This window comes from Streptomyces mutabilis (genome assembly GCF_046628145.1).
GTDB lineage: Bacteria > Actinomycetota > Actinomycetes > Streptomycetales > Streptomycetaceae > Streptomyces > Streptomyces mutabilis.
Window position 1 is genome coordinate 5,532,603 of sequence record NZ_CP176874.1, and the last position, 26,941, is coordinate 5,559,543.

Below are 26,941 nucleotides of genomic sequence, written 5' to 3' on the forward strand. Positions count from 1 at the left end.
AACGTCCCGCTCGATCGAGCGAAGGGCGGTCGTGAGCCGGGCCCCGTGCAGGCAACCCCTGCGGCTCCGCGCTCCCCGCCCCTTCCGGCCTCACGCAATCCCCTTTCTCCGCACCCCGTGTGCTGTGCCGAAGGAGTCGATTCCCATGGCCGAGACCACCGTCCGCCGCCGAGTCCGCCACCTCTCCCGTACGAGCGACTCCGACCGCAAGAACGCGGCCGCCGCCCTCCAGCGCGCCCTCGACCGCCGGGACAACGGCGGCGCCACCGGCCACTGAGCCGTGCGGGACGACAGTGGCGTCCGAATGCCGGACGCCGCATGTCATCCCGTGGGACGAGCAGTAGGGTGCCGTCATGTCTCCCAGCATCAAACTCGCAGTGATTCCCGGTGACGGCATCGGCCAGGAGGTCGTGGCCGAAGGTCTGAAGGTCCTCTCCGCCGTCCTTCCGCAGGATGTGAAGCTGGAGACCAAGGAGTTCGACTTCGGCGCCCGGCGCTACCACGCCACCGGTGAGACCCTCACCGACGCCGACCTCGACGCCCTCAAGGCGCACGACGCCATCCTGCTCGGCGCGATCGGCGACCCCTCGGTGCCGTCCGGCGTCCTGGAGCGCGGCTTCCTGCTCAAGCTCCGCTTCGCCTTCGACCACCACGTCAACCTGCGGCCGTCCAAGCTGCTGCCGGGTGTCGCCACCCCGCTCGCCGGGCAGCCGGAGATCGACTTCGTCGTCGTCCGCGAGGGCACCGAGGGCCCGTACACCGGCAACGGCGGCACCATCCGCAAGGGCACCGAGCACGAGGTCGCCACCGAGGTCTCCGTCAACACGGCCTACGGTGTCGAGCGCGTCGTGCGCGACGCCTTCGCCCGCGCGCAGGCCCGCCCGCGCAAGAAGCTGGCGCTGATCCACAAGAACAACGTGCTGACCTTCGCCGGTCACCTGTGGACGAACGTCTTCAACAAGGTGGCCGAGGAGTACCCCGAGGTCACCACCGAGTACATGCACGTCGACGCGGCGACCATCTACCTGGTCACCCAGCCCGAGCGCTTCGACGTGATCGTCACCGACAACCTCTTCGGCGACATCATCACCGACCTCGCCGCGGCCGTCTCCGGCGGCATCGGCGTCGCCGCGAGCGGGAACATCAACCCGTCCGGTGAGTTCCCCTCGATGTTCGAGCCGGTCCACGGTTCCGCGCCCGACATCGCCGGCCAGGGCAAGGCCGACCCCACCGCCACGGTCCTCTCCGTCGCCCTGCTGCTGCGCCACCTCGGCTACGAGGCCGAGGCCGCCCGCATCGAGGACGCGGTCTCGGCCGACCTCGGTGAGCGCGCCGGCCGGCCGGCCCGCTCCACCTCGGAGATCGGCGACGCGCTCGCCGTACGAGTAGCCGGCTGATCCGGCACGCTCGAAATCCAACCTTTCGAAGCCGCCGGGTCCGAAAAACAAGGCACCCGGCGGCTTTCTCCTGCGTCCGCCAGGTGCGACCATCGAACCCTGGGCCGCATTCACCCCGTTTCATCCGTCACGAGCCGCGCGCGATAATCGGACGCGAAGCCGCGACATGAGGGAATGCTCGGACGTCCTAGCACCGGCCACCGGCCGTACGGGCGTGACAGCGGCCCGTCACAATCAAAACCGGTGAAGGACAACAACCCATGACGACGCCCACGATCGAGCTCAAGCCCTCCGCCACCCCGCTCTCCGACGCCGAGCGGGAAGCGATTCTGGCCAACCCCGGGTTCGGCCGCCACTTCACCGACCACATGGTGACGATCAAGTGGACCGAGGGCCGCGGCTGGCACGACGGACAGCTCGTCCCGTACGGCCCGCTCTCCCTCGACCCGGCCACCATGGTCCTGCACTACGCGCAGGAGATCTTCGAGGGCCTGAAGGCCTACCGCCGTCCCGACGGCAGCGTCGCCACCTTCCGCCCGGAGAAGAACGCCCAGCGCTTCCAGGCCTCCTCGCGCCGCCTGGGCATGCCGGAGCTGCCGGTGGAGACCTTCATCGAGGCGTGCGACGCGCTGGTGCGGCAGGACGAGAAGTGGGTCCCGGCGCACGGCGGCGAGGAGTCGCTCTACCTGCGCCCCTTCATGATCGCGACCGAGGTCGGCCTGGGCGTGAAGCCGGCCAACGAGTACCAGTTCCTGGTCATCGCCTCCCCGGCCGGCGCCTACTTCCCCGGCGGGGTCAAGCCCGTCTCCATCTGGGTCTCCGAGGACCGCGTCCGCGCCGTCCCCGGCGGCATGGGCGACGCCAAGACCGGCGGCAACTACGCGGCCTCCCTGCTCGCCCAGGCCGAGGCCGCCACCAAGGGCTGCGACCAGGTCTGCTACCTCGACGCGATCGAGCGCAAGTGGGTCGAGGAGCTCGGCGGCATGAACCTGTACTTCGTGTACGGCGACAAGATCGTCACGCCCACGCTCACCGGCTCCATCCTCGAGGGCGTCACCCGCGACTCGCTCCTCACCGTCGCCCGTGACCTCGGCTACGAGGCCGAGGAGGGCCGGATCTCGGTAGACCAGTGGCAGCGCGACTCGGAGAACGGCACCCTGACCGAGGTCTTCGCCTGCGGTACGGCGGCCGTGATCACGCCGGTCGGCACGGTCAAGCGCGCCGGTGCGCAGTGGCAGCAGAGCGGGGGCGAGACCGGGGCGGTCACGCAGCGGCTCCGCGACGCGCTGCTGGACATCCAGCGGGGTACCGCCGAGGACAAGCACGGGTGGATGCACCGGCTGGTCTGAGGCGCGCCCGGCGCCGGGGCGGGCCTTGCCGGGGGCTTCGCCCCCGGCCCCCCGCTCCGGCCTAGACGGCCTCGTCCTCGAGCGCCGGACGGGCCGAGTCGGCCGCCCCCGGGCTCTGCCGAGAGCGAGCCCGGGGCTGAGACAGGAGCAGGTACACCACCCCGCCCACCAGCCCCGACAGCAGGAAACTGCAGTCCACCCCGCCGGTGAGCGCCAGCAGCGGTCCCTCGTACGACGGCAGGGACACCGCCAGCACGCCGACCACCGCGCCCGCCGCCCAGGCCGCCGTGGCCGGGAGGTTCCAGCCGGCGCGGTACCAGTAGGCGCCGCCCCGCGCCCGGCGGTTGAAGACCTGGAGCGCGTCGGCGTCGTACTCCCCGCCGCAGCGCACGAAGCCGATCATCGTGATGACGGCCCACGGGGTGCCGATCGCCGTCAGCAGCAGCACGAAGGACGTCATCGCCGCCTGCGCGTCCCAGGTGTAGTGGCCGGCGAAGACGCAGGCGGTGGCGACGACGGCGACCGCGCAGGTGGCCCGGGCCCGGGAGGCGCGCGGCAGGATGGCGTCCAGGTCCAGGCCCATGGAGTACAGCATCAGCCCCGCGTTGCCGACCGAGCCCGCGGAGGCGGCCAGCAGCAGCGGCACCAGGTACCAGGTGGGGGCGGCGTCGACCAGCGGACCCGCGTAGTCGAGGGCGGCGCGGGCGGCGTACGACGTGAAGGTGCCGAAGAGCTGCGGCACCAGCAGGCCCAGCATCAGCCCCAGCCAGGTCGCGTGCAGGACCCGGCGGGAGGAGAAGCGGGCCGGTGAGATGTAGCGCGTGTAGTCGCCGAGCAGCGTGATGAACGCGATCGGTCCGGACAGACCGGCGGCCACGGCGGCGAGCAGCCACGTCGGCCAGAACCCGCCCAGCAGGTAGCCGCCCGCCTCGGGCAGCGCGGCGGTCGTGAAGTCGGGGGCGTAGGCGATCAGTCCGAGGACCAGCAGGGCGGTCATGCCGAAGGCCAGCACCCGGGACATGGCGAGCAGCACCCGGTAGCCGTAGACCGCGCCCGCGACGGTCGCCGCGGCGAGCAGCCCGTAGACGACGGCGTACGCGGCCCCGCCCTGCGGCAGACCGAAGAGCCGGCCCAGCACGCCCATCATCACGTCCCCGCCGATCCACACGGTCAGCGCGGTGTAGCCGAGGGCGAGCAGCAGCCCCACCACCGAGCCGACCAGTCGCCCGCGCACCCCGAACTGGGCGCCGGACGACGTGGAGAGGTTGGTGCCGGTGCGCAGGGAGACCAGGGCCAGCGGCGCCGTGAAGACCGTGCCGACGACCGTGCCCGCCACCACGGAGCTGACCGACGCCCACCAGTCCAGGCCGAAGGACGGCGGCAGCCAGCCGAAGACGATCACGCCGAGGCAGAGGTTGGAGCCCAGCAGGATCGAGACGAGGTCCCGCGGCCCGCTGGTGCGTTCCTCCTCGGGGACGGTGTCGACTCCGCGCTGTTCGATCGGCATGGCTGGTCTCCTTCGACGGCCGCCTGTGGTTTAGAGCGACGCTCAATGTGACGTGCGGCGCTGCTGTCCGTCAACGGTTCCGTTCCATGTATTTGCCGCTTAGAGTGATGTTCAAATTCGAGGGAAGGCAAGGAGGTGCCACGTCGTGAGACTGACTCCCACGGAACGTGACCGGCTGCTGCTCTTCGGGGCGGCCGAGCTGGCCCGGGCCCGCCGTGCCCGTGGGCTCAGGCTCAACGTGCCGGAGGCGACCGCGCTGATCGCGGACACCGTGTGCGAGGCCGCCCGCGACGGCGCCCGGCTCGCGGAGGCGATCGAGCGGGCCCGGTCCGTGCTGGGCCCGGACGACGTGCTGCCCGGTGTCGCGGACGTGGTCACCGAGGTGCACGTGGAGGCCGTCTTCGACGACGGGTCCCGGCTCGCCGTGGTCGGCGACCCCATCGGGGACGGGCTGGGGGAGGAGGCACCGGGCGCCCTGCTGCCCGGGCCCGACCACGCCGAGCCCGAGGCCGCGGTGCGCATCCCGGTGACCAACACCGCGACCGTGCCGGTCTCCGTGACCTCCCACTTCCACTTCTTCGAGGCCAACCCGCGACTGGACTTCGACCGCGAGCGGGCCTACGGCATGCGGCTGGCCGTCCCCGCCGGATCCTCGGTCCGCATCGGGCCGGGGGAGAGCGCCGAGGTCGGCCTCGTGCCCATCGGCGGGCGGCGGATCGCGATCGGCTTCGCGGGCCTGGTGGACGGGCCGCTGGACGCGCCGGGCGCGAGGGAAGAGGCGCTGCGGCGGGCCGCGGCCTGCGGCTACCTGGGGGTCGCACAGGACGTACGGGAAGTGCAGGAAGAGCGGGAAGCGCGCGGAGTACCAGGAGAGCCGCACGCACCGGAAGGAGGCGGGCGATGAGCCGCTCGAAAGGACGCGAGATCAGCGAGTCGATCCACGTCGACCCCCACGCCTACGCCGCCACCCACGGCCCCCGGGCCGGCGACCGCGTCCGCCTCGGTGACTCGGGGCTGGTGATCCGCGTGGAGTCCGACGCCCAGCGGTACGGCGACGAGTTCCTGGCCGGCTTCGGCAAGACCGCCCGCGACGGACTGCACCTCAAGGCCGCCGCCGTCCGCGAGACCTGCGACGTCGTGATCAGCAACGTCGTCGTGATCGACGCGGTCCAGGGCATCAGGAAGGTGTCGATCGGCATCCGCGAGGGGCGGATCAGCGGGATCGGCAGGGCCGGCAACCCCGACACCCTCGACGGGGTCGACGTCGTGGTCGGCACCGGCACCACCATCGTCTCCGGCGAAGGGCTCATCGCCACCGCCGGAGCCGTCGACACCCACGTCCACCTGCTCTCACCGCGGATCATGGAGGCGTCGCTCGCGTCCGGCGTGACGACGATCATCGGGCAGGAGTTCGGCCCGGTGTGGGGCGTCGGCGTCAACTCGCCTTGGGCGCTGAAGCACGCGTTCGGCGCGTTCGACGCCTGGCCCGTCAACATCGGCTTCCTCGGCCGGGGTTCGTCGTCCCACGAGGCGCCGCTGATCGAGGCGCTGGCCGAGGGCGGCGCGAGCGGTTTCAAGGTGCACGAGGACATGGGCGCCCACACCCGCGCCCTGGACACCGCCCTGCGCGTCGCCGAGGAGCACGACGTCCAGGTCGCCCTGCACAGCGACGGCCTGAACGAGTGCCTGTCGGTCGAGGACACCCTCCGCGTCCTGGAGGGCCGCACCATCCACGCCTTCCACATCGAGGGCTGCGGCGGCGGACACGTCCCCAACGTCCTGAAGATGGCCGGCGTGCCCAACGTGATCGGCTCCTCCACCAACCCCACCCTGCCCTTCGGCCGGGACGCGGTCGCCGAGCACTACGGCATGATCGTCTCCGTCCACGACCTCAAGACCGACCTGCCGGGCGACGCCGCCATGGCCCGCGACCGCATCCGCGCCGGGACCATGGGCGCCGAGGACGTGCTGCACGACCTGGGCGCCATCGGCATCACCTCCTCCGACGCGCAGGGCATGGGCCGGGCCGGTGAGACCGTCCGCCGCACCTTCGCGATGGCCGGCAAGATGAAGGCCCAGTTCGGCGCCGACGGGGACGACGACAACGAGCGCGTCCTGCGCTACATCGCCAAGCTGACCGTCAACCCGGCCATCGCCCACGGCCTCTCCCACGAGGTCGGCTCGATCGAGGTCGGCAAGCTGGCCGACATCGTGCTGTGGCGGCCGGACCACTTCGGCGCCAAGCCGCAGCTCGTCCTCAAGTCGGGCTTCCCGGCGTACGGCGTGGTCGGCGACCCGAACGCGGCCACCGACACCTGCGAACCCCTCGTCCTCGGTCCGCAGTTCGGCGCCCACGGCGCCACCCCGGCCGAGATATCGGTGGCCTTCGTCGCGCAGGCCGCCCTCGACCAGGGCAACGACACCATGCCGACCCGCCGGCGCAGGGTCGCCGTGCGCGGCACCCGCGGCATCGGTCCGGCCGACCTGCGCCTGAACTCCCGTACCGGCGCGGTCGACGTGGACCAGCGCACCGGCCTCGTCACCCTCGACGGCGACCCGTTGCGCTCCGAACCGGCCGACTCGGTCTCCCTCAACCGCCTCTACTTCCTCTGACCTGCCCCCCGACCTCCTGGGACACCTCCATGACCTTCCGCATGCCCCCCGAGTGGGCCCCGCACGAACGCACCTGGATGGCCTGGCCCGGCCCCAACCCGACGTTCGCCGACGACCAGGAGCTGGCCGAGGCCCGTGCGGCCTGGGCGTCCGTGGCCCGCGCGGTGCGCCGCTTCGAGCCGGTGACGATGGTGCACGGACCCGGCCAGGGCGACACCGCGCGCGAGCTGCTGGGCCCGGACGTCGACCTGGTGGAGCGCGAGCTGGACGACGCCTGGATGCGGGACATCGGCCCGACCTTCGTGACGGACGGGCAGGGCGGGCTGGCCGCCGTGGACTGGGTGTTCAACGGCTGGGGCGCCCAGGACTGGGCCCGCTGGGAGCACGACTCCAAGATCGCCCACCATGTCGCGGACCTCGCCGGCGTCCCCGTCCTCGGCAGCACGCTCGTCAACGAGGGCGGCGCTATCCACGTCGACGGCGAGGGCACGGTCCTGCTGACCGACACCGTCCAGCTCGGCCCCGGCCGCAACCCCGGCTGGACCCGCGAGCAGGTCGAGGCGGAGATCCACGCCAAGCTGGGCACGAGCAAGGCGATCTGGCTCCCGCACGGCCTGACCGGTGACTACGGCAGGTACGGCACCCAGGGCCACGTCGACATCGTCGCGGCCTTCGCCCGCCCGGGCACCGTCGTCGTGCACAGCCAGCGCGACCCCGCCCACCCCGACCACGCCCGCTCGCAGCTGTACGCGGAGATCCTGCGCGGCCAGACCGACGCCAAGGGGCGCCGCCTGGAGGTCGTCGAGGTCCCCGCCCCGACCGTCCTGAAGGACGAGGAGGGCGACTGGGTCGACTACTCGTACATCAACCACTACCTGTGCAACGGCGGCGTCGTCCTGTGCGCCTTCGACGACCCGCACGACGAACTCGCGGCGGGCATCTTCCGGCGCCTGTTCCCCGAGCGCACGGTGACACCGGTGGACGCCCGTACGATCTTCGCGGGCGGTGGAGGCATCCACTGCATCACGCAACAGCAGCCGAGGATCTAGAAGGAGTCAGCCATGGCCGGTGCGGCGCGAGCGCGGAAGAACGCACCGCCCCGCGAGGACGTCCTCGCCGCCGCCATGGAGATGATCGCCGAGCGCGGCCTGGAGAAGCTGACCATGGCGGCGCTCGGCCGCGAGGTCGGCATGAGCAGCGGCCACCTCCTCTACTACTTCCACTCCAAGGACGAACTGCTGCTGCGCACCCTGGAGTGGAGCGAGGGCCGCCTCGGCGCCGAACGAGGACGCCTGCTCACCCGCACCGGCACCACCCGCGAACGCCTCGACGCCTACGTCGACCTGTACGTCCCCGAAGGCCACCGCGACCCGCACTGGACGCTGTGGCTGGAGGTCTGGAACCGCTCGCAGAGCGCCGCAGAGGAATCCGCCGCCCGTGACCGGCAGGCCGCCATCGAGGGCGCCTGGCACCGCGACCTGGTCGCACTGCTCGCCGAGGGCGTCTCGCGCGGCGAGTTCCGCCCCGTCGACCCCGACCGCTTCGCCTCCCGGCTGCGCGCCCTGCTCGACGGCTTCGCCATCCACGTGGCGATCGGACTGCGCGGCACGGACCGGGAGCAGGTGCTCGGCCATGTGCGGGAGTTCCTGGCGGACGGGCTCTTCGCCGGGGCCTGAGCGGTCTCCCCCCGGAGGGCCCCGTGAGCGTCCGGTTCCGGACGCACACTGCTCGCATCCTGAGACGGACGGTGAGCACGGGGACGAACTGTGCCAGACTGCCGCCGTGCTCTCGTTCGCCATGATTATTGGCAGCAGGCGCGCCGGTCCGCAGTGACCACCACGTACGACCAGGTACGGGTGGACACCGTCGTCCTCGACCCGCGCGCAGACCTCTCGCACCCGCGAGAGGTTTTTCGTTTTCCTGGCCCACCCCCAGCCGGGAAGAGAGCGCGAGGGATCATAGACGGACGGTGGAACCGGTCATTCCGGTAGACCGAGATCCCATACAGGAGCCTTCAGATCATGACCGCACCCAGCGAACTCGACGATTCGTTCCACGTCTTCGACACCACCCTGCGCGACGGCGCGCAGCGCGAGGGCATCAACCTCACGGTCGCGGACAAGCTGGCCATCGCACGGCACCTGGACGACTTCGGCGTGGGCTTCATCGAAGGCGGCTGGCCCGGCGCGAACCCGCGGGACACCGAGTTCTTCGCCCGTGCCCGCGAGGAGATCGACTTCCAGCACGCCCAGCTGGTCGCCTTCGGCTCCACGCGCCGCGCGGGCGCCACCGCCGCCGAGGACCACCAGGTCAGGGCACTGCTGGAGTCCGGCGCCGAGGTGATCACGCTGGTCGCCAAGTCCCACGACCGGCACGTCGAGCTGGCCCTGCGCACCACGCTCGACGAGAACCTCGCGATGGTCGCGGACACGGTCTCCCACCTCAAGGCCCAGGGCCGCCGGGTCTTCGTCGACTGCGAGCACTTCTTCGACGGCTACCGCGCCAACCCCGAGTACGCGAAGGCCGTCGTCCGCGCCGCCTCCGAGGCGGGCGCCGACGTGGTCATCCTGTGCGACACCAACGGCGGCATGCTCCCGGCGCAGATCCAGGCCGTGGTCGCCACGGTGCTCGCCGACACCGGCGCCCGGCTCGGCATCCACGCCCAGGACGACACCGGGTGCGCCGTCGCCAACACCCTCGCCGCGGTCGACGCGGGCGCCACCCACGTGCAGTGCACGGCCAACGGCTACGGCGAGCGCGTCGGCAACGCCAACCTGTTCCCGGTCGTGGCCGCGCTGGAGCTGAAGTACGGCAAGAAGGTGCTGCCCGAGGGGCGGCTGCGCGAGATGACCCGCATCTCCCACGCCATCGCCGAGGTCGTCAACCTCACGCCCTCCACCCACCAGCCCTACGTCGGCGTCTCCGCCTTCGCCCACAAGGCCGGACTGCACGCCTCCGCCATCAAGGTCGACCCGGACCTGTACCAGCACATCGACCCCGAGCTGGTCGGCAACACCATGCGGATGCTGGTCTCCGACATGGCCGGCCGCGCCTCGATCGAGCTGAAGGGCAAGGAACTCGGCATCGACCTCGGCGGTGACCGCGAACTGGTCGGCCGGGTCGTCGAGCGCGTCAAGGAGCGGGAGCTCGCGGGCTACACCTACGAGGCCGCCGACGCCTCCTTCGAGCTGCTGCTGCGGGCGGAGGCCGAGGGCAGGCCGCTGAAGTACTTCGACGTCGAGTCCTGGCGCGCGATCACCGAGGACCGCCCCGACGGCTCCCACGCGAACGAGGCCACCGTCAAGCTCTGGGCCAAGGGCGAGCGCATCGTCGCCACCGCGGAGGGCAACGGCCCGGTCAACGCCCTGGACCGCTCACTGCGCGTCGCCCTGGAGAAGATCTACCCGGAGCTGGCCAAGCTCGACCTCGTCGACTACAAGGTCCGCATCCTGGAGGGCGTGCACGGCACCCAGTCCACCACCAGGGTCCTGATCTCCACGACCGACGGGACGGGGGAGTGGTCCACGGTGGGCGTCGCGGAGAACGTCATCGCCGCCTCGTGGCAGGCCCTGGAGGACGCGTACACGTACGGACTGCTGCGGGCGGGGGTCGAGCCCGCGGAGTGAGCCTCCGGACCCGGATCGGTTTCCCTCGGTTTCCCCTTCCTCACTGATGTCTTATTGAGGTCGATTCGGGTACTTTCGAACGTATGAAGGACGCACGCGTTCGAGTCCTCATTCGCCTCCTGGTCGCGCCGGTCGTCGCCCTCCTGGCGGTGCTGATGGCCGGTGCGCCCGGCGCGCAGGCGGCCACCGACGTCTCCGAGATCGGCGCGGCCCTGCGCGAGAGTCCCGTCTACGTGGACCCGGCCGCCTCCGACCTGCTGTCCGAGGCGGACGCCGAGGCACTCGCCGACAAGATCGAGGACGCGAACGAACCCGTCTTCGTCGCGGTTCTCCCGGCCGACTACCCGACCGCGAACCTCTTCCAGAACCTCCGTACCGAGACCGGGATCACCGGCCTGTACGGCATCCGGCTCGGCGACGAGTTCGACGCGCGCGCCGACAGCAGCGTGCTGAGCCGCCAGGGCGTGAACAACCTCGTCACGGCCGCGCAGGGCGCGGGCGACCCCAAGGCCCAGCTCAACGACTTCGTCGACGACGCGCTGCGCAGCGTCCGCGGCTCCGCGCCGGCGTCCTGGGACTCCGGCGGCGGCGGTTCCGTCTCGACGGGTGCCCTGATCACCGCGGGCGCGGTCGTGGTGGCCGGCGGCGCGGGCGTCTACGCGGTCTCGCGGCGCAACCGGCGCCGCCGCGAGGAGGAGCAGCGGGAGGCGCTGGCGCGGCTGCGCGTGGTGGTCGACGAGGACATCACGGCGTTCGGCGAGGAACTGGACCGCCTGGACTTCCACCCCGGCGAGCCGGGCGCCGACGACGCGATGCGCACGGACTACGAACGCGCCCTCGACGCCTACGAGCAGGCCAAGACGTACATGGCGGACGCCCGCAAACCGGAGGACGTGCGCGCGGTCACCCAGGCCCTGGAGGACGGCCGCTTCTCGCTGGCCCAGCTCGCCGCCCGCCGCGGGGGCAGGCCGCTGCCCGAACGCCGCCCGCCCTGCTTCTTCGACCCGCGCCACGGCCCGTCCGTCGCCGACGTCACCTGGACCCCGCCGGGCGGCGCCACCCGACGGGTGCCGGTCTGCGCGGCCGATCAGGCCCGCCTGTCCGACGGCCTGGACCCGATGGTCCGCGAGGTGGACACCGAGTACGGCCGCCGCCCCTACTGGGACGCGGGCCCGGCCTACGGCCCCTGGGCCGGCGGCTACTTCGGCGGCGGCATCCTGCCCGGCCTGCTGGTCGGCACGATGCTGGGCAGCATGATGGCCGGTCCGGCCTACGGGGCGGGCTACGGCGCCGGGTACGGCGACTTCGGCGGCCACGAGGGCGGCGACGTCACGGGCGGCGACTTCGATTCCGGCGACTTCGGCGGCGGTTTCGGGGGCGGCGACTTCGGCGGGGGCGGCGGCTTCGGCGGCGGTGGCGGGGACTTCGGCGGAGGCTTCTAGCCCGACTCGGGCTTCTGGCGGCGTGCGGGCCGCCCGGCGCCACGGCTCGGGCGGCCCCCACGGTCACCTGTCTACGGCCGGCGCGGCACGCCTGCCGTCCCGTCGGCCCGGCCCACCGCGCCGGAGGCCGACGCCGTGACGGTCAGGGCCAGGGCGCAGACGACGAGCCCCGCGCTGATCCACGCCGGCGACCGGTACCCGTACCCCGCGCCGATCGCCAGCCCTCCGGCCCACGGGCCCAGTGCCGCGCCCACGTTGAACGCGGCCGTCGCGAAACCGCCGGCCAGGGTCGGGGCGTCCGGTGCCGCGTACAGCACCTGGGAGATCAGCGTGGAGCCGACCCCGAAGGACAGCGCGCCCAGCAGGCACACGAGCCCGAGCAGCAGGACCGGGTGCCCGGCGGCCAGCGCGAGCACGCACCACCCGGCGCCCAGCGCGGCCCCGCCCGCCGTCACCACCGACGTCGGGCTGCGGTCGGCGAACCGCCCGCCCACGTTCACCCCGACGAACGATCCGGCCCCGAACAGCGCGAGCACCCCCGGCACCCACGCGTCGCCCAGCCCGCCGACCTCCGTGGCCAGCGGCGCGAGATATGTGAACGTGCAGAAGGTCGCCCCGTTCACCAGGGCCCCCAGCAGCAGCGCGAGCAGCAGCCGCGGGCTGCGCAGCGACCGCAGCTCGTCCACCAGCAGGGGAGGCGTGGCGTCTGCCGCCCCGCCCGGTACCGACCGGGTCACCGCGACCACCGCGGGCACCGACAGCAACGCCACCGCCCAGAACGCCGAGCGCCAGCCCCACACCTGACCGAGCAGCGCACCGGCGGGCACCCCGACCACGCAGGCCAGCGTCACGCCGCCCAGCAGCGTGGCCGTGGCCCGCCCCTTGGCGTGCGGCGGCACCAGGCCGGCGGCGGTCACCAGCGCCACGGCCAGGAAGCCGGCGTTGGCCAGCGCGCCCACCACCCGTGTGGCCAGCAGCACCTCGAAACTGTCGGTGACCGCACCGACCACGTGGACGGCGAGGAAGACGAGCAGGAAGCCCAACAGGGCGCCCCGCCGCGACCAGCGCCGGCCGAGCGCCGCCATCAACGGCGCCCCGACGACCATCCCCACCGCGAAGGCGGAGGTCAGGGCCCCCGCCGCAGGCACGGTGACCTGTAGATCCCTCGCGATGTCCGGCACCAGCCCGGACAGCATGAACTCGGACGTTCCCTGGGCGAACACGGCAAGGCCCAGCAGAAGAAGAGCGAACGGCATGAAGAACTCCGCACCCGGAAGTCGACTCGAAACACGACACGGCGGACGGCCGTCCGGGGGCGGTGGTGCGGCGGTGACTACGGGTACGCGCTCAGCGCGTCCCGCGGCCCGGCATCACGAACAGCCACCGGAGGACCGGTGGCCGGAGTCTGGACGCTTCGGGGCTGTTCACGCCGGGCACGTTAGCGGCTCGCGGCGAGCGGCGCGACCGGATTTCGCCCGCGCCGCACGACCACGACGGCCGCGAGGCCCACGACCAGGCCGATCGCGGTCTGCACGCCAAAGTGCTCGCCGAACATCAGGGCGCCCCACACGGCCGTGACCGGAGCCATGAGGAACATGAGCGTGTTGACCTCGGTGAGGCCCGACCGGCGCAGGAGCAGCCAGTACAGCCCGTAGCCGCCGAAGGTGGGCAGCACCACCAGCCAGGCGGTCGCCGTCCAGAACGAGGAGTCGGCGGGCGGGACCGCGGCCCCGGCGCCCACCGCCAGCGCCGAGAAGAGGACGGCACTGGTCAGGCAGTGGATCGTGAGCGCCGCCCGGGGCGCGACCGGACGGCGCGAGCGGCCCTCCAGGAAGGTGGCCGCCACCAGGGACAGCATGCCGAGGAAGGGTATGGAGTACGCCCACCGGGCCACGTCCGCGCCCGCCGCCCCGGCGTCGGCCACGGTCACCGTGGCGACACCGGCCAGGCCCAGCCACAGCCCCAGCCACTGCCTGCGTGACACGTACTGCCGCAGCACGGGCCCGGCGAGCGCGCCGGCGACCAGCGGCTGGACGCCGTCGATCAGGGCGGTGGTGCCGCTGGAGACGCCGAGCTGGATGGCGTAGTAGACGCTGAGCAGGTAGCCGCTCTGGGAGAGCGCGCCGATGGCGACCTGTCGGCCGGTGTCCCGGAGCGTCAGCCCTCGCCAGGCCTGCCGCGAGACGGCCGCGGCGGCGACGAGGACCACCGCGAGCGGCAGGAATCGCCACATCAGCAGCGTGCTCGCGTCCGCGGTCCCCGCGCCGAGCTTGGCGCCGATGAAGCCGGAGCTCCAGCACAGTACGAAGGCGACCGAGAGCAGGGCGTTCACGTCGACCACATCCCGAGTAGACAGATCGGTTTACTCGACTCGGGTGCCCACTATACAGATCGGTATACTCGGGAGCATGGGGTCGGAAGACAAGCCGCGCCGCGTCCGGATGACGCTCGGCGCGCGACGGGTGCTGGAGGCCGCCGAGCGGCTGTTCTACGAGCGCGGCATCCACGCCGTCGGCGTGGATCTCATCGCCGCCGAGGCCGGGGTGACCAAGAAGACGCTGTACGACCGGTTCGGCTCGAAGGAGCAGATCGTCGTGGAGTACCTGGCCGCACGCGACGAGCGCTGGCGGGCGCTGCTCGCCGGCCGGCTGGACGCGGCCGGGGAGGGAGCGGCGGACCGGGTGGCGGCCGTCTTCGAGGCCTCGCGGGTGTGGGCGGCGGAGTACGGGGCCAAGGGGTGCAGCATGATCAACGCGCATGCGGAGATCAGCGATCCGGCCCATCCGGCGTACGCGGTCATCACCGGGCAGAAGCGGTGGATGCTGGAACTGTTCACCGGCCTGGCCCGCCGGGCCGACCCGGCCGGGGCGGACCGTCTGGGGCGCGCCCTGATGCTGCTGCACGAGGGGGCGCTGGTCGCACACGGGCTCGGGGTCTTCCCCGACCCCTTCGGCGCGGCCCTCGATCAGGCGCGGGGACTGCTGGAAAGCGGGGCGGCGCCGCGGGACGCGCCGCTACGGTGAGCCCATGCCGCCCAGTACCGTCGCGGCGGACCGCTGCCGACGCGGGCCGCCTGATGCCGGCGGACGACTCGATCGCGCAGTACGACACGATCTACCGGACGATCGGCTGGCCCGGCCGGCGCATCCGGGTCCGGGCCGCCGCCGACGTCGAACTCAGGCCTGCTTGATCGCCGAGATGTCGAAGTTCAGCTTGATCTTGTCGGAGACCAGCACGCCGCCCGTCTCCAGGGCCGCGTTCCAGGTCAGGCCCCAGTCCGAGCGCTTGATCTCCGCCTTGCCCTCGAAGCCGACGCGCTCGTTGCCGAACGGGTCCTTGGCGGCGCCGTTGAACTCCAGGTCGATGGTGATCGGCCGGGTGGTGCCGAGGATCGTGAGGTCACCGGTGATGCGGTAGTCGTCGCCGCCGAGGGGCTCCGCCGAGGTGGAACGGAAGGTCATCTTCGGGAACTCGTCCGTCTTGAAGAAGTCCGAGCTCTTGAGGTGGCCGTCGCGGTCGGGGGACCCGGTGTCGATGCTGTCCATCGTGACGTCGAGGGTCGCCGTGGACTTCGCCGGGTCGGTGCCGTCCAGGTGCAGCGTGCCGCTGAAGTCGAGGAACTTGCCCTTGACGTTGGTGACCATGGCGTGGCGCGCGGTGAAGCCGATCGTCGTGTGGGCCGGGTCGATCGTGTACTCGCCGGTCAGGGTCGCGAGGTCGGGGGTCGTGGTCATGGTGTCCTCCAGGAAGGTCGAGCCGTGATGTTGAATGTTCAACCAGTCCAACGGTGCCGACTCTAGTCCTATTCCGTACGGCCTTCAACGGTTATGACCGGCGTGGCGGCGACGTCTGCGGAGCGGGCCGGGTGTGCACGTACAGCTGCCGCCGGTCGCCGACGTCGACCGGGCGCGGCAGCGGGAGTTCGTACCGGACGGGCATGCCGTGGTCCGCGAGCTGCCGGCGCGGGTTGTAGACCTGGTTGAACTTCCACAGCATGCGCGCGAAGTTCGTCTGTCCGCGCAGCAGGTTCCGGCCGAGGATCCGGGCCGCGCCGAACGCCGTCCTCAGGCCCAGGTGCTTGCGGTTGATCACGGCCTGGGTCCGCACCAGCTCCTCGTAGAACCGGTCCAGCGGCAGCGTCGTCGGCACCACGGCGTGCTGGATGTCGAAGAGGCGGTAGTCGCGGGTGGTCAGCCGGCGGGACTCGGTGTGCCAGATCTCCGTGCCCGGGTACGGCGTCATCACCGTGAAGTGCACGATCTCCGGCACCGACAGCGCGAATTCCCGCACCACCCGGAACCGTTCCTCGTCCCACGCCGGGTCCACGATGAGGTTGATCGCGACCTGGATGCCCATCCGCCGGGCCGCCTCCAGCGCACGGAAGTTCTCGTCCGGGCTGATCCGCTTGCGGAACAGGTCCAGCCCTTCGGCGTCGATGGCCTCCATGCCCAGGAACATGTAGCGCAGGCCGAGCCGCGCCCACCGCTCGAAGACCTCGGGGTGGCGCAGCAGCACGTCACTGCGCGTCTCCAGGTAGTACTGCTTGCGGATGCCGCGCCGCTCCACCTCGTCGGCGATGGCGTTGCCGTGCTCGGGCCGGATGAAGGCCACGTCGTCGACGATGAACACGTTGGGCTCGCGGATCCGCGCCAGGTCCTCGGCCGCCGCCTCGGGGGAGGCCTTGCGGTAGCTGCGGCCGTAGAACGTCCAGGCCGAGCAGAACGAGCAGTCCCAGGGACAGCCGCGGGTGAACTCGATGGAGGCGCACGGGTCCAGCTCGCCGATGAAGTAGCGGCGCCGGTTGCGCATCAGGTCGCGGGCCGGGAGCGGGGAGTCGATGCCGTGCATCATCAGCGGCGCGGGCCCCCGCCCGGCCGCGGTGACGATCCCCGGCACGCCGTCCACCCCGCCGTCGCGCACCGCCTCCAGCAGCGGCGTGATCACCGGCTCGCCCTCGCCCCGGACCACCGCGTCCACCGCCCCGGCCGACTGGTCCAGCACGTCCTCGGCGACGAAGGAGACGCTGTGCCCGCCGAAGAAGACGAAGCAGTCCGGGACCTCCCGCTTCACCTTCACCGCCAGCTCGATCGCCTCCGGGATGTTCGCCAGGTAGTTCAGCGAGATGCCGAGCGCCTCGGGCCGGAACGACCGCACCTCGTCGCGCAGGACGCGCTCGCCGAGCACCTGGCGGTCCACGACCCGCACCTCGTGTCCCGCCTCGCGGGCCGCGCCCGCCACCCGTTCGAGGCCGAGCGGTTCCAGGCGCAGGAAGATCTCGGAGTACATCAGGGCGCTGGGATGCACGAGCAGCAGGCGCATGGTCACCTCGTCGCGGGTCGGAACGCACCGGCACGGGGGCGAACCGGAACGGCGGTCGGGCACCCCTTTCGTAACCCGGCCGACGCGCCGCCGCAGCCTCCGTACCGCCGCCTGGTGGAGCCCGGAACGGGGAAGGGTCATGAGCATGACCCCCACGTGGCCGTACGCCCGCCGGACCGGCGCCGAACCCACCCGCCGCACCTTCCTGCTCGCGACCGCCCTGGCCGCCGCGCTCAGCCCCGCCTTCGCAGCGCCCGCCCACGCCGCCCCCGCACCCGCCGGGGACCCGGCGGATGATCCCTACGACACCCTGCGCAGACGCTGGCTCGACATCGCCCTCGGCACCGGCTACGACCCGGCCGCCGAACCGTACGCCTCCCGCCTCGCCGAGACCGGCGCCCGCGCCCGCGACCACCGCGCCACCATGGCCCCCACCCCCACCTCCCTGTGGCCCGGCCATCCCTTCGACCCGCCCGCCGGCATCACCTTCGCCTACGGCCGCCTGTGGACCATGACCCAGGCCTACGTCCAGCAGGGCACCGGCTCAACCGGCGACCACGGCCTCCTCGCCGACATCCTGCGCGGCCTCGACCACCTCTCGGCCACCGTCTACAACCCCGCCACCACCCGCTACGGCAACTGGTGGGAATGGCAGATCGGCACCCCCCGCCTGCTGATGGACATCACCGCCGCCCTGTACGACCACCTCGGCCCCGACCGCACCGCCGCCGCCTGCGCCGCCGTGGACCACTTCGTCCCCGACGCGATGCTCGGCGACTACTCCGGCACGTCCACCGGCGCCAACCGCGTCGACCTGTGCCGTTCCGTCGCCCTGCGCGGCGTCCTGGGCCGGAGTCCCGTCAAGATCGCCCTGGCCCGCGACGCCCTCTCCCCGGTCTTCCCCTACGTCACGGAGGGGGACGGCCTCTACGCCGACGGCTCGTTCGTCCAGCACACCTGGGTCGCCTACTCGGGGACGTACGGCCAGGTCATGCTGGACGGACTCGGCCGGCTGTTCACCCTGCTCGCCGGCTCGGAGTGGGAGGTGACGGACCCCGGCAGGCAGATCGTCCTGGACAGCGTCGAGCACGCCTACGCGCCCCTCGTCCACGACGGACTGGTCATGGACGGCGTCAACGGACGCGCCATCAGCCGGGGCTACCTCAAGAGCGACGACCTGCGCGTCATGCGCAGCGACCACTTCCACGGGCAGCAGCTCATCGCGGCCATGGCGGTCCTCGCGGGCGGCGCGAGCGACGCCGAGCGCGAGCGCTGGCACGCGCGGATCAAGGGCTGGATCGAACGGGACACCGTCACCCCGATCCTCACCGCACCCCAGTTCCCGGTCGCCGACCTGGCCCGGCTGCACGCGATCGCCGACGCCCCCGTCCAGGCAGCGCCCGAGCCCACCGGGCACCGCCTCTTCGCCGCCATGGACCGCGCCGTCCACCGCCGCCCGGCCTTCACCGCCGGCCTCGCCATGGCCAGCGACCGCATCGCCCACTACGAGTGCGGCAACGGCGAGAACCCGCGCGGCTGGCACACCGGCGCCGGCCTGCTCACCTGGTGGGCGAACGGGACCGGATCCGACCAGTACACGGACTGGTTCTGGCCGACCGTCGACTGGTACCGGCTGCCCGGAACCACCGTCTCCACCAAACGCCTGCCCGACCGCGCGGGCGGCGAGTGGGGCGCCCCCAAACCCGACGCGCGCTGGGTCGGCGGCACGACCGACGGCGAGTACGCGGCCGTCGGACAGCACCTCAAGGGCCTCGGCTCGACCCTCGAGGCCCGCAAGTCCTGGTTCTTCGTCGCCGACGCGGTGGTCTGCCTCGGCGCGGGCATCACCTGCGCGGACGGCGTCCCCGTGGAGACGGTCGTCGACAACCGCAATCTGGGGGAGGACGGCAGCCAGACCCTCGCACGCGGCCGGCACTGGGCCCACCTGGAGGGCCACGGCGGCTGGATCGTGCCCGACGGCGACCTGCGGACCCTGCGCGAGGCCCGCACCGGCGCCTGGTCCGACATCAACACCACCAGCACCACCGAGCGCCGCACCCGCCGCTGGCAGACCCTCTGGCTGGACCACGGCACGGACCCGACCGACGCCGGCTACCGCTACGTCCTCATGCCGGGCGCCTCCCGCGGGACCGTCGCCCGCCGCGCCGCCGACCGCCGGTGGTTGACCGTCCTGGCCAACGACGACCACCGCCAGGCCGTCACCGTGCCCCCGCTCGGCCTCACCGCGGCCAACTTCTGGCGGGCCGGCACGGCAGGGCCGCTCACCGCGACCGCGGGCGCCAGTGTGCTGGTCCGGCGCCGGGGCCGCACCGCTACCCTCTGCGTGAGCGAACCGCCGCGCACCGGAGAGCCCCTGGAGATCATCTGGGACCACCCGGTGCGGGGGGTGGTAAGGGCCGACGAGACGGTCGAGATCCTCGCCACCGGCCGCCGACTGCACCTCCGCGTCACTCCAGGGGTGGTATGTACCACCCATGAATGTGAGGTGACTCTCAGCTGACACCTTTGTGCGACCCCTACAAGCAACTGGCCCCCTGAGCAGTCGAAACGGCTGCATGCGATGGGGGTTCTGTTCAGTGCTACCAGGAAAACGCGCCGGAGACTGTACGGAGTCGACGGCTCGCATTCCTCGGTCGGGTTCGTAGAGTCGCTACATGACCGTTTTGGATGAGGCGCCGGGTGAGCCGACGGACGCGCGCGGGCGGGTCGCCGAACTGCACGAGATCCGTGCGCAGGCTCTGGCCGGACCGAGCGAGAAGGCGACGGCGGCGCAGCACGCCAAGGGGAAGCTGACGGCGCGGGAGCGTATCGAGCTGCTTCTGGACCCGGGGTCGTTCCGGGAGGTCGAGCAGTTGCGCCGGCACCGGGCGACCGGGTTCGGCCTGGAGGCCAAGAAGCCGTACACGGACGGTGTGATCACCGGCTGGGGCACGGTGGAGGGCCGTACGGTCTTCGTCTACGCGCACGATTTCCGGATCTTCGGCGGTGCGCTGGGCGAGGCCCACGCGACGAAGATCCACAAGATCATGGACATGGCCATCGCGGCCGGTGCCCCGCTGGTGTCCCTGAACGACGGTGCGGGTGCCCGTATCCAGGAGGGTGTCTCCGCGCTGGCCGGGTACGGCGGGATCTTCCAGCGCAACACGAAGGCGTCCGGGGTCATCCCGCAGATCAGCGTGATGCTCGGCCCGTGCGCGGGCGGCGCGGCCTACAGCCCGGCCCTCACGGACTTCGTGTTCATGGTCCGCGACACCTCGCAGATGTTCATCACCGGGCCCGACGTGGTCAAGGCCGTCACCGGTGAGGAGATCACCCAGAACGGGCTCGGCGGCGCGGACGTGCACGCCGAGACGAGCGGTGTCGCGCACTTCGCGTACGACGACGAGGAGACCTGCCTCGCCGAGGTCCGCTACCTCCTCTCCCTCCTCCCGCAGAACAACCGGGAGAATCCGCCCCGCCACGAGCCCTCCGATCCGGCCGACCGCCGCGGCGACACCCTCCTCGACCTCGTCCCGGCGGACGGCAACCGGCCGTACGACATGACCAAGGTCATCGAGGAGATCGTCGACGACGGCGAGTACCTGGAGGTCCACGAGCGCTGGGCCCGCAACATCATCTGCGCCCTGGCCCGCCTGGACGGCCAGGTGGTCGGCATCGTCGCCAACCAGCCGCAGGCCCTGGCCGGCGTCCTGGACATCGAGGCGTCGGAGAAGGCCGCCCGCTTCGTCCAGATGTGCGACGCCTTCAACATCCCGATCCTCACCCTCCTCGACGTCCCCGGCTTCCTGCCCGGCGTCGACCAGGAGCACGGTGGCATCATCCGCCACGGCGCCAAGCTCCTCTACGCCTACTGCAACGCCACCGTGCCCCGCATCTCCCTGATCCTGCGCAAGGCGTACGGCGGCGCCTACATCGTCATGGACTCCCAGTCCATCGGCGCCGACCTCACCTACGCCTGGCCCACCAACGAGATCGCCGTGATGGGCGCCGAGGGCGCGGCCAACGTCATCTTCCGCCGCCAGATCGCCGAGGCCGAGGACCCCGAGGCCATGCGCGCCCGCATGGTCAAGGAGTACAAGGCCGAGCTGATGCACCCGTACTACGCGGCCGAGCGCGGCCTCGTCGACGACGTCATCGACCCCGCCGAGACCCGCGAGGTGCTCATCAGGTCCCTGACGATGCTCCAGACCAAGCACGCCGACCTGCCCTCCCGCAAGCACGGCAACCCGCCGCAGTGACCCGAGGAGCCACGTCCATGTCCATTCCCGACATCCGCGTCGAGAAGGGCCACGCCGAGCCCGAGGAGGTCGCCGCCATCACGGCCCTCCTCCTGGCCCGCGCCGCCGCCCGCCCCGCCGAGATCGCCCCGACCCACGGTGGCGGCCGCGTCCGAGCCGGCTGGCGCCGCCTGGAACGCGAGCCGGGCTTCCGCGCGCCGCACAGCTGGCGCTGACCCGACACGACGTAGAGGCCCCCTCCGCACAGGAGGGGGCCTCTACGTATGACCAGGGGCTGGACAGCGCACCCGGGGGCGCGGGGAACTGCGCGACCGGCCACGGATCACCCGCACCCGGCAACGAAACCGCCCCCGGCAGCCCAGTGGCCGCAGGGGGCGTGTCGCAGCCCGGCGCGTCAGCGCAGGCGCGCCATCAGCGCGTGCTCGACGAGCGTGATCAGCGCGGACTTCGCGTCGGCGCGGTGCCGGGCGTCGGTCGTGATGATCGGGGTGTCCGGGCCGATCTGCAGCGCCTCCCGGACCTCGTCCGGGTTGTACGGCTGCTGGCCGTCGAAGCCGTTGAGGGCGATGACGAACGGCAGGCCCGAGTTCTCGAAGTAGTCGACGGCGGGGAAGCAGTCGGCGAGCCGCCTCGTGTCGACCAGCACGATCGCCCCGATGGCGCCGCGCACCAGGTCGTCCCACATGAACCAGAAACGGTCCTGGCCGGGAGTACCGAAGAGGTACAGGATCAGATCCTGGTCGAGCGTGATGCGTCCGAAGTCCATGGCGACCGTCGTGGTCGTCTTGTCCCCCGTGTGGGTGAGGTCGTCGATGCCCGCGGACGCGGATGTCATCACGGCCTCGGTGCGCAGCGGATTGATCTCCGAGACAGCGCCGACGAACGTGGTTTTGCCCACGCCGAAGCCGCCCGCCACCACGATCTTCGCGGAAGTGGTGGAGCGGGAAGGACCGCCGCTAGAGCTTGCGAAGTCCACTGAGCACCCTTTCGAGCAGTGTCACGTCTGGCTGGCCGCCGGCGTTCTCGTCGCCGCCGGGCTGATGGATGGCGACCAGTCCCGCCTCCGCCAAGTCGGCGACGAGGATCCTGGCCACGCCGAGAGGGATCGTCAGGAGGGCCGAGACCTCGGCCACCGACTTGATCTCCCGGCAGAGGTTGCAGATCCGCTGATGCTCGGGCAACTGGCCCTGCATCTGGTGCGGCTGCGCGGTGGTGTGCACCAGCGCCTCGATGGCGAGCTGGTACCGCGGCCTGGTGCGACCGCCCGTCATGGCGTACGGGCGCACCAGGGGGTTGTTCGACGCCCCCGCGGGCGCCGGCTCAGGGGTGCGGCGCTGCGGCTGCACGGGCTGGATGCGCGGAGCCTGCGGCTGGTCGTACGGCGCGGGGCCGGGGCCCTGCGGTGCGTACGGCTGCCGGTGGCCCGGGACGGAGGGGTAGCCGTACCCGTTCGCCGAGCCGTCGTTCGGACCCTGGACAGGGCCGTACGACCAGTTGCCCGATGACGGACCGCCTGGGGGTGTTGCCACTTTTTCCTCCTCCGACTGTGCCTGGCATCCATCACTGTGGAGCCGCGTCCCGAAACTTTACGGCCACGGGACGCCAAAACGCACCGTCTGTCCTTTAGTTGAGAAGGCTGCCTTGGAGCTCAGCCCGCAGGTCGGGCGTCAGGACCGTGCCCGCACGGTCCACCAGAAGGGCCATCTCGTACCCAATGAGACCGATGTCCGCCTCCGGGTGTGCGAGAACCGCGAGGGAGGACCCGTCGGAGATGGACATGATGAAGAGGAATCCCCGCTCCATCTCCACAACCGTCTGGTTCACGCTGCCGCCCTCGAAGATGCGCGAGGCACCCGCGGTCAGCGAGGTCAGGCCGGAGGCGACGGCCGCGAGCTGGTCGGCGCGGTCGCGCGGAAACCCTTCGGACATCGCGAGAAGGAGTCCGTCGGCGGAGACCACCACCGTGTGGGACACCCCCGGGGTGTTGTCCACGAAGTTGGTGATCAACCAGTTCAGGTTCTGTGCCGCCTGGCTCATCGGGCTCACACTAACGCTCCTGGTTGTAGGTGCTGTCAGGACCACGGTGTTCATTCGTTGTGTCCTGGCCGTTCGTTTCACTGCCTGCGTTGCGGCCCCGTTCGACGCCGCGCCGCAGGTTGCTCAGCCTGCCCCGGACGTCCTCCGGAGCGCGGGAGACCTGTGGGCCCCCCTGGGGAGTGGACTCGGCGGTGCCCTCGACCAGGTTGGCCTTGGGTACCCGGCGCGGCAGCCCGGAGGAGGTCACCCCACCCGCCTTGGGCTTGCGCAGCTGCGCGGCCTGCTGCCAGCGGTCGTCGTTGGCCGACCGCCAGCTGTCCCCGCCCGCGCCCGCCGCGGCGGCCGGCGTCTCCTGGCCCACGGGCCCCGCACCACCGGCGCCGCCCGCGGGGGACCCGCGGCGGGGGAGACCGGCGTCGGTCAGCTCGTGGGTGGCGGAGGGGGCCGGACCCGGACGGTCGAAGCCTACGCGGTCCGCCTCGTTCACGTCAGCGGCCTGCGCGGATTCAGCCTCCGGGGCACCGGCAGGGTACTGGTCCGGGTAACCGTTCCGGTAGCCGTCCTGCTGCGGCCAGTCGTCCTGGTGGCGGCGCTGTTCGAAGGCCGAGTAGCCCTCCTGGGCGCCGGAACCGGCCGACTGGTGGCCGTTGCGGGCGGATTCCTCGTAGGAGGTGTCCGGGTATCCGCCGCCCGTCGCGTAGCCCTCGCCCTGCGGCAGACCGCCGTTCGGCGCGAAGTACTGCTCGTCGTACGCCTGCTGCTGCGGTTCCCGGTACGCCGCCTGCTGCTGGTCGGCGTACGCCGACTGCTGGTCGAAGGCGCCGGTCTGCTGCTCCTGGTACCCGCCGGTCTGCTGCTCCTGGTAGCCGCCGGCGCCCTGGTCGTAGACCGGCTGCTGCCCGGTGAACTGGTCCTGGTAGCCGGATGCGGCGGTGTCCTCGCGGCCGCTGTGCTCCTCCGGGCCGGTCAGCTCGGGGTGCGACTGGGCCTCCAGCGCCGCGCGGCGCTCCTCGCGCATCAGCGAGCGGCCGACGGGGTCGAGCTCGCGGATGTCGTCGGGCACCTCGGTGTACCGGCTGTCGTCGAAGCCGAGCTCGGCGGCGGTCCGCATGGGCTGACCGACCTGGGAGAAGTTCTCGCCCTGGAAGTTCTGCTCCGGGATGATCTGCGAGACGGTGAACTCGTCGCGCTGCTGCTGCTCGCCGCCGCCACCGTGGGTGATGGCGTCCGGGAGCATGACCAGCGAGGTGGTGCCCGCCTGCTCGCCGGAGGGGCGCAGCTGGACGCGGATGCCGTGCCGGTCGGACAGCCGGCCGACCACGAACAGGCCCATGCGCTGCGAGATCGCGGCGTCCACGGTCGGCGGGTTGGCCAGCTTGTGGTTGATGTCCGCGAAGTCCTCGGCGGTCAGGCCGATGCCCTTGTCGTGGATCTCGACCATCACGCGGCCGTCGGGAAGACGGGTCGCGGTGACGCGGACCTTGGTCTGCGGGGAGGAGAACGTGGTGGCGTTCTCCAGCAGCTCGGCGAGCAGGTGCACGAGGTCGGTCACGGCGCGGCCGTGGATCTCGGCCTCGGGCACGCCCGACAGCTCGATGCGCTCGTACTGCTCCACCTCGGAGGAGGCGGCGCGCAGCACGTCGACCAGCGGGACCGGCTGGTCCCAGCGGCGGCCGGGCTCCTCGCCGGCGAGGACCAGGAGGTTCTCGCCGTTGCGGCGCATACGGGTGGCCAGGTGGTCCAGCCGGAACAGGTTCTCCAGCTGGTCGGGGTCGGCCTCGTTGTTCTCCAGGTCGGTGATCAGGGTCAGCTGGCCCTCGATCAGCGACTGGTTGCGGCGCGACAGGTTGGTGAAGATCGCGTTGATGTTGCCCCGCAGCAGGGCCTGCTCGGAGGCGAGTCGGACCGCCTCGCGGTGCACCTGGTCGAAGGCGCGGGCGACTTCGCCGATCTCGTCGGTCGAGGTGATCGGGATCGGCGCGACCCGGGTGTCGACCCGGCCGGGGTCGGTGCGGGAGAGCTGGTCGACCAGCATCGGCAGGCGCTGCTCGGCGATGCCGAAGGCGGCGGTGCGCAGCTGGCGCATGGAGCGGCTCATCTGGCGGGCCACCATGCCGGCCAGGATGAACGCGGCGAGCAGCGCGATCACGACCGCGGCACCCGTGATGTAGGCGTCCCGCTCGGCGTCGTCCGCGATCGTCGACGCCTCGGTCACCGCCTTGTCGGCCAGGTCCGACTCGATCTTCTGGTACGCGTCGAACTTGAGGGTGTTGACCGCCCACCAGTTTTCCGGCGTGATGCCCTGATCGGCCAGGTCGGCCCGCGCACTGCTGCTCGTGGAGCTCAGCTGGGCCAGCTCCGAGACCATCGTGGTCGGGTTGGTGGGCGGCGGGACGTAGTCCGGGTCCTTGGCCTTGGCCTCCTTGGCCATGGCCGCGCCGTCCTCCTTGAGCTGCGCCTCGGCGTCCTCGAGCTTCTGCGCGTCCGCCTCGGTACCGCCGCCGATGTACTCCTCGACCGCGATCCGCTCCAGGTAGGCGTACGAGGAGAGGGCGACGCGCTGGCTGGCGAGGTGGCTCGGCTCCGGACCCGGCTTGACCAGCATGTGCATGCCGATGGAACGCTCCAGCGAGAGCGCCGCCTTGGTCAGGGAGATCGCGTAGACGGTACGGCCGTAGGAGGTGATGTTTCCGGTGCCCAGACCGAGCTCGTTGGCGAACTCCATCAGGGGGTGGGCGACGCCGGTGTAGCCCTCCTCGGTCTCCACGCCCTTGAGCTTGGAGGTGTAGGCGGCCACGCGCAGCGACTGGAGCTTGGGCTCCTGCTCGCGGAACACCTTCAGCCGGCGCTCCAGGCCCGGCTTGGACGGCATGCCCTGCGCCGCCTCGTCGAAGACGTCGGCCGCCTGGTCGGTCGCCTGGCGGGCCTTGCTGACGTCACTGTCCTTCTGGCCCTTGCCCTGCAGGAGCGGGGCGGCGGTGATGTCGCGCTCGTTGTAGAGGGCGCTCGCGTAGTTCAGCGAGGCCTGCACCAGACGCGCGGTGCTCTCGGCGTCCTCGGCGTCCTGCCAGGTGTCGATCGAGCTCTTCACCTGGAAGCCGCCCATGACCAGGCCGACCAGCACGGGTATGAGCAGGATCGCGTTCAGCCGGGTGGTCACCCGCCAGTTGCGCGGGGAGAGGCGGCCGCCGCTCGGGGCGGGCTCCTCCTTGGTTTCCGCAGCGGGCACGGGGGCGGGCGCCGCTGTACGCGGCGGCGGGGTGAAGTTGCCCCGGGCCGATGGCTCGGGACTGTTCTTGCTTCGCCTCACTCGACCAACAACCTCTCGGCGGTCGGCACCTACGTCGTGCCGCTGTGTCTCAGAGCCCAGTCCGTCGACGAGTACGTGCTAC

General features: G+C 71.7%; 22 protein-coding genes. 13 read left to right on the forward strand and 9 right to left on the reverse strand.

The window, feature by feature from the left end:
• The first annotated feature begins 145 nt into the window (after nt 1-145).
• From ACLIN4_RS25100 to ACLIN4_RS25110, 3 genes are all read left to right on the forward strand, one after another.
• Complete coding sequence (locus ACLIN4_RS25100) at nt 146-277, forward strand: hypothetical protein (RefSeq protein WP_007444772.1); 132 nt, start codon at nt 146-148, stop codon at nt 275-277.
• 76 nt (nt 278-353) lie between these two features.
• The gene (locus ACLIN4_RS25105; RefSeq protein WP_107478624.1) at nt 354-1,397 is read left to right on the forward strand and encodes a 3-isopropylmalate dehydrogenase; all 1,044 of its coding nucleotides are present in this window, start codon (nt 354-356) and stop codon (nt 1,395-1,397) included.
• 260 nt (nt 1,398-1,657) lie between these two features.
• Nucleotides 1,658-2,746 carry a branched-chain amino acid aminotransferase gene (locus ACLIN4_RS25110; protein WP_100049817.1) on the forward strand — a complete coding sequence of 363 codons (1,089 nt, stop codon included), beginning with the start codon at nt 1,658-1,660 and terminating at the stop codon, nt 2,744-2,746.
• 61 nt (nt 2,747-2,807) lie between these two features.
• On the opposite strand, the gene ACLIN4_RS25115 is transcribed toward ACLIN4_RS25110, so the two are convergent.
• Nucleotides 2,808-4,253, reverse strand: coding sequence for a cytosine permease (locus ACLIN4_RS25115; RefSeq protein WP_411576251.1), 1,446 nt, complete (start codon nt 4,251-4,253; stop codon nt 2,808-2,810).
• Between the two features lie 145 nt (nt 4,254-4,398).
• Between ACLIN4_RS25115 and ureA the strand changes: the two genes are divergently transcribed.
• The 6 genes from ureA (at nt 4,399) to ACLIN4_RS25145 (ending at nt 11,934) form a co-directional block, all read left to right on the forward strand.
• Complete coding sequence (gene ureA / locus ACLIN4_RS25120) at nt 4,399-5,157, forward strand: urease subunit gamma (protein ID WP_382024406.1); 759 nt, start codon at nt 4,399-4,401, stop codon at nt 5,155-5,157.
• The gene (locus tag ACLIN4_RS25125; protein ID WP_107478621.1) at nt 5,154-6,866 is read left to right on the forward strand and encodes an urease subunit alpha; all 1,713 of its coding nucleotides are present in this window, start codon (nt 5,154-5,156) and stop codon (nt 6,864-6,866) included. The genes ureA and ACLIN4_RS25125 overlap by 4 nt, the downstream gene beginning before the upstream one ends.
• Before the next feature lie 29 nt (nt 6,867-6,895).
• The gene (locus ACLIN4_RS25130) at nt 6,896-7,915 is read left to right on the forward strand and encodes an agmatine deiminase family protein (RefSeq protein WP_107478620.1); all 1,020 of its coding nucleotides are present in this window, start codon (nt 6,896-6,898) and stop codon (nt 7,913-7,915) included.
• A 12-nt stretch (nt 7,916-7,927) separates the two neighbouring features.
• Nucleotides 7,928-8,542: a TetR/AcrR family transcriptional regulator gene (locus tag ACLIN4_RS25135; RefSeq protein WP_289911674.1), complete on the forward strand. Its 615-nt coding sequence runs from the start codon at nt 7,928-7,930 to the stop codon at nt 8,540-8,542.
• 345 nt (nt 8,543-8,887) lie between these two features.
• Nucleotides 8,888-10,492, forward strand: a complete 1,605-nt coding sequence (gene cimA / locus ACLIN4_RS25140) for a citramalate synthase (protein WP_107478618.1) — start codon at nt 8,888-8,890, stop codon at nt 10,490-10,492.
• Nucleotides 10,493-10,575: 83 nt separating this feature from the next.
• Nucleotides 10,576-11,934, forward strand: a complete 1,359-nt coding sequence (locus ACLIN4_RS25145) for a hypothetical protein (protein ID WP_289911677.1) — start codon at nt 10,576-10,578, stop codon at nt 11,932-11,934.
• A 71-nt stretch (nt 11,935-12,005) separates the two neighbouring features.
• On the opposite strand, the gene ACLIN4_RS25150 is transcribed toward ACLIN4_RS25145, so the two are convergent.
• Nucleotides 12,006-13,190, reverse strand: coding sequence for a Cmx/CmrA family chloramphenicol efflux MFS transporter (locus ACLIN4_RS25150; RefSeq protein ID WP_411576252.1), 1,185 nt, complete (start codon nt 13,188-13,190; stop codon nt 12,006-12,008).
• 182 nt (nt 13,191-13,372) lie between these two features.
• Entirely contained in the window at nt 13,373-14,266 is an 894-nt protein-coding gene (locus ACLIN4_RS25155) for a DMT family transporter (RefSeq protein WP_269955884.1), read from the reverse strand.
• 76 nt (nt 14,267-14,342) lie between these two features.
• Between ACLIN4_RS25155 and ACLIN4_RS25160 the strand changes: the two genes are divergently transcribed.
• Nucleotides 14,343-14,957, forward strand: coding sequence for a TetR/AcrR family transcriptional regulator (locus tag ACLIN4_RS25160; RefSeq protein ID WP_289911681.1), 615 nt, complete (start codon nt 14,343-14,345; stop codon nt 14,955-14,957).
• A 153-nt stretch (nt 14,958-15,110) separates the two neighbouring features.
• Here ACLIN4_RS25160 and ACLIN4_RS25165 read toward each other — a convergent pair whose 3' ends face one another.
• Both ACLIN4_RS25165 and hpnR read right to left on the reverse strand, forming a co-directional pair.
• On the reverse strand, nt 15,111-15,668 hold the full coding sequence (locus ACLIN4_RS25165) for a YceI family protein (protein WP_289911684.1): 558 nt from the start codon (nt 15,666-15,668) through the stop codon (nt 15,111-15,113).
• Between the two features lie 91 nt (nt 15,669-15,759).
• A complete protein-coding gene (gene hpnR, locus ACLIN4_RS25170) occupies nt 15,760-17,253 on the reverse strand; it encodes a hopanoid C-3 methylase HpnR (RefSeq protein WP_290014890.1) in 1,494 nt (497 codons plus the stop codon).
• Nucleotides 17,254-17,392: 139 nt separating this feature from the next.
• Between hpnR and ACLIN4_RS25175 the strand changes: the two genes are divergently transcribed.
• The 3 genes from ACLIN4_RS25175 (at nt 17,393) to ACLIN4_RS25185 (ending at nt 21,727) form a co-directional block, all read left to right on the forward strand.
• A complete protein-coding gene (locus ACLIN4_RS25175) occupies nt 17,393-19,774 on the forward strand; it encodes a polysaccharide lyase 8 family protein (RefSeq protein WP_411576253.1) in 2,382 nt (793 codons plus the stop codon).
• 154 nt (nt 19,775-19,928) lie between these two features.
• Complete coding sequence (locus ACLIN4_RS25180; RefSeq protein WP_411576254.1) at nt 19,929-21,512, forward strand: acyl-CoA carboxylase subunit beta; 1,584 nt, start codon at nt 19,929-19,931, stop codon at nt 21,510-21,512.
• 17 nt (nt 21,513-21,529) lie between these two features.
• Nucleotides 21,530-21,727, forward strand: coding sequence for an acyl-CoA carboxylase epsilon subunit (locus tag ACLIN4_RS25185; RefSeq protein WP_043379547.1), 198 nt, complete (start codon nt 21,530-21,532; stop codon nt 21,725-21,727).
• Between the two features lie 179 nt (nt 21,728-21,906).
• Here ACLIN4_RS25185 and ACLIN4_RS25190 read toward each other — a convergent pair whose 3' ends face one another.
• From ACLIN4_RS25190 to ACLIN4_RS25205, 4 genes are all read right to left on the reverse strand, one after another.
• Entirely contained in the window at nt 21,907-22,488 is a 582-nt protein-coding gene (locus ACLIN4_RS25190) for a GTP-binding protein (RefSeq protein WP_009314218.1), read from the reverse strand.
• A complete protein-coding gene (locus tag ACLIN4_RS25195; RefSeq protein WP_100045091.1) occupies nt 22,469-23,041 on the reverse strand; it encodes a DUF742 domain-containing protein in 573 nt (190 codons plus the stop codon). The genes ACLIN4_RS25190 and ACLIN4_RS25195 overlap by 20 nt, the downstream gene beginning before the upstream one ends.
• 94 nt (nt 23,042-23,135) lie before the next feature.
• Nucleotides 23,136-23,549 (reverse strand): roadblock/LC7 domain-containing protein, encoded by a 414-nt coding sequence (locus ACLIN4_RS25200; protein WP_004983065.1) that lies wholly within the window; start codon nt 23,547-23,549, stop codon nt 23,136-23,138.
• 10 nt (nt 23,550-23,559) lie between these two features.
• Complete coding sequence (locus ACLIN4_RS25205) at nt 23,560-26,859, reverse strand: nitrate- and nitrite sensing domain-containing protein (RefSeq protein ID WP_382024991.1); 3,300 nt, start codon at nt 26,857-26,859, stop codon at nt 23,560-23,562.
• Nucleotides 26,860-26,941: the final 82 nt, after the last annotated feature.

Excerpts from the sequence above, each read along its gene's own strand:
- ACLIN4_RS25135 (WP_289911674.1), top strand. The coding sequence starts at position 7,928 with ATGGCCGGTGCGGCGCGAGCGCGGAAGAACGCACCGCCCCGCGAGGAC.
- ACLIN4_RS25110 (WP_100049817.1), top strand. The coding sequence starts at position 1,658 with ATGACGACGCCCACGATCGAGCTCAAGCCCTCCGCCACCCCGCTCTCC.
- ACLIN4_RS25180 (WP_411576254.1), top strand. The coding sequence starts at position 19,929 with ATGACCGTTTTGGATGAGGCGCCGGGTGAGCCGACGGACGCGCGCGGG.
- ACLIN4_RS25100 (WP_007444772.1), top strand. The coding sequence starts at position 146 with ATGGCCGAGACCACCGTCCGCCGCCGAGTCCGCCACCTCTCCCGTACG.
- hpnR (WP_290014890.1), bottom strand. The coding sequence starts at position 17,253 with ATGCGCCTGCTGCTCGTGCATCCCAGCGCCCTGATGTACTCCGAGATC.
- ACLIN4_RS25145 (WP_289911677.1), top strand. The coding sequence starts at position 10,576 with ATGAAGGACGCACGCGTTCGAGTCCTCATTCGCCTCCTGGTCGCGCCG.
- ACLIN4_RS25160 (WP_289911681.1), top strand. The coding sequence starts at position 14,343 with ATGGGGTCGGAAGACAAGCCGCGCCGCGTCCGGATGACGCTCGGCGCG.
- ACLIN4_RS25175 (WP_411576253.1), top strand. The coding sequence starts at position 17,393 with ATGAGCATGACCCCCACGTGGCCGTACGCCCGCCGGACCGGCGCCGAA.
- ACLIN4_RS25165 (WP_289911684.1), bottom strand. The coding sequence starts at position 15,668 with ATGACCACGACCCCCGACCTCGCGACCCTGACCGGCGAGTACACGATC.
- ACLIN4_RS25105 (WP_107478624.1), top strand. The coding sequence starts at position 354 with ATGTCTCCCAGCATCAAACTCGCAGTGATTCCCGGTGACGGCATCGGC.
- ACLIN4_RS25125 (WP_107478621.1), top strand. The coding sequence starts at position 5,154 with ATGAGCCGCTCGAAAGGACGCGAGATCAGCGAGTCGATCCACGTCGAC.
- ACLIN4_RS25115 (WP_411576251.1), bottom strand. The coding sequence starts at position 4,253 with ATGCCGATCGAACAGCGCGGAGTCGACACCGTCCCCGAGGAGGAACGC.
- ACLIN4_RS25130 (WP_107478620.1), top strand. The coding sequence starts at position 6,896 with ATGACCTTCCGCATGCCCCCCGAGTGGGCCCCGCACGAACGCACCTGG.
- cimA (WP_107478618.1), top strand. The coding sequence starts at position 8,888 with ATGACCGCACCCAGCGAACTCGACGATTCGTTCCACGTCTTCGACACC.
- ACLIN4_RS25150 (WP_411576252.1), bottom strand. The coding sequence starts at position 13,190 with ATGCCGTTCGCTCTTCTTCTGCTGGGCCTTGCCGTGTTCGCCCAGGGA.
- ACLIN4_RS25185 (WP_043379547.1), top strand. The coding sequence starts at position 21,530 with ATGTCCATTCCCGACATCCGCGTCGAGAAGGGCCACGCCGAGCCCGAG.
- ACLIN4_RS25200 (WP_004983065.1), bottom strand. The coding sequence starts at position 23,549 with ATGAGCCAGGCGGCACAGAACCTGAACTGGTTGATCACCAACTTCGTG.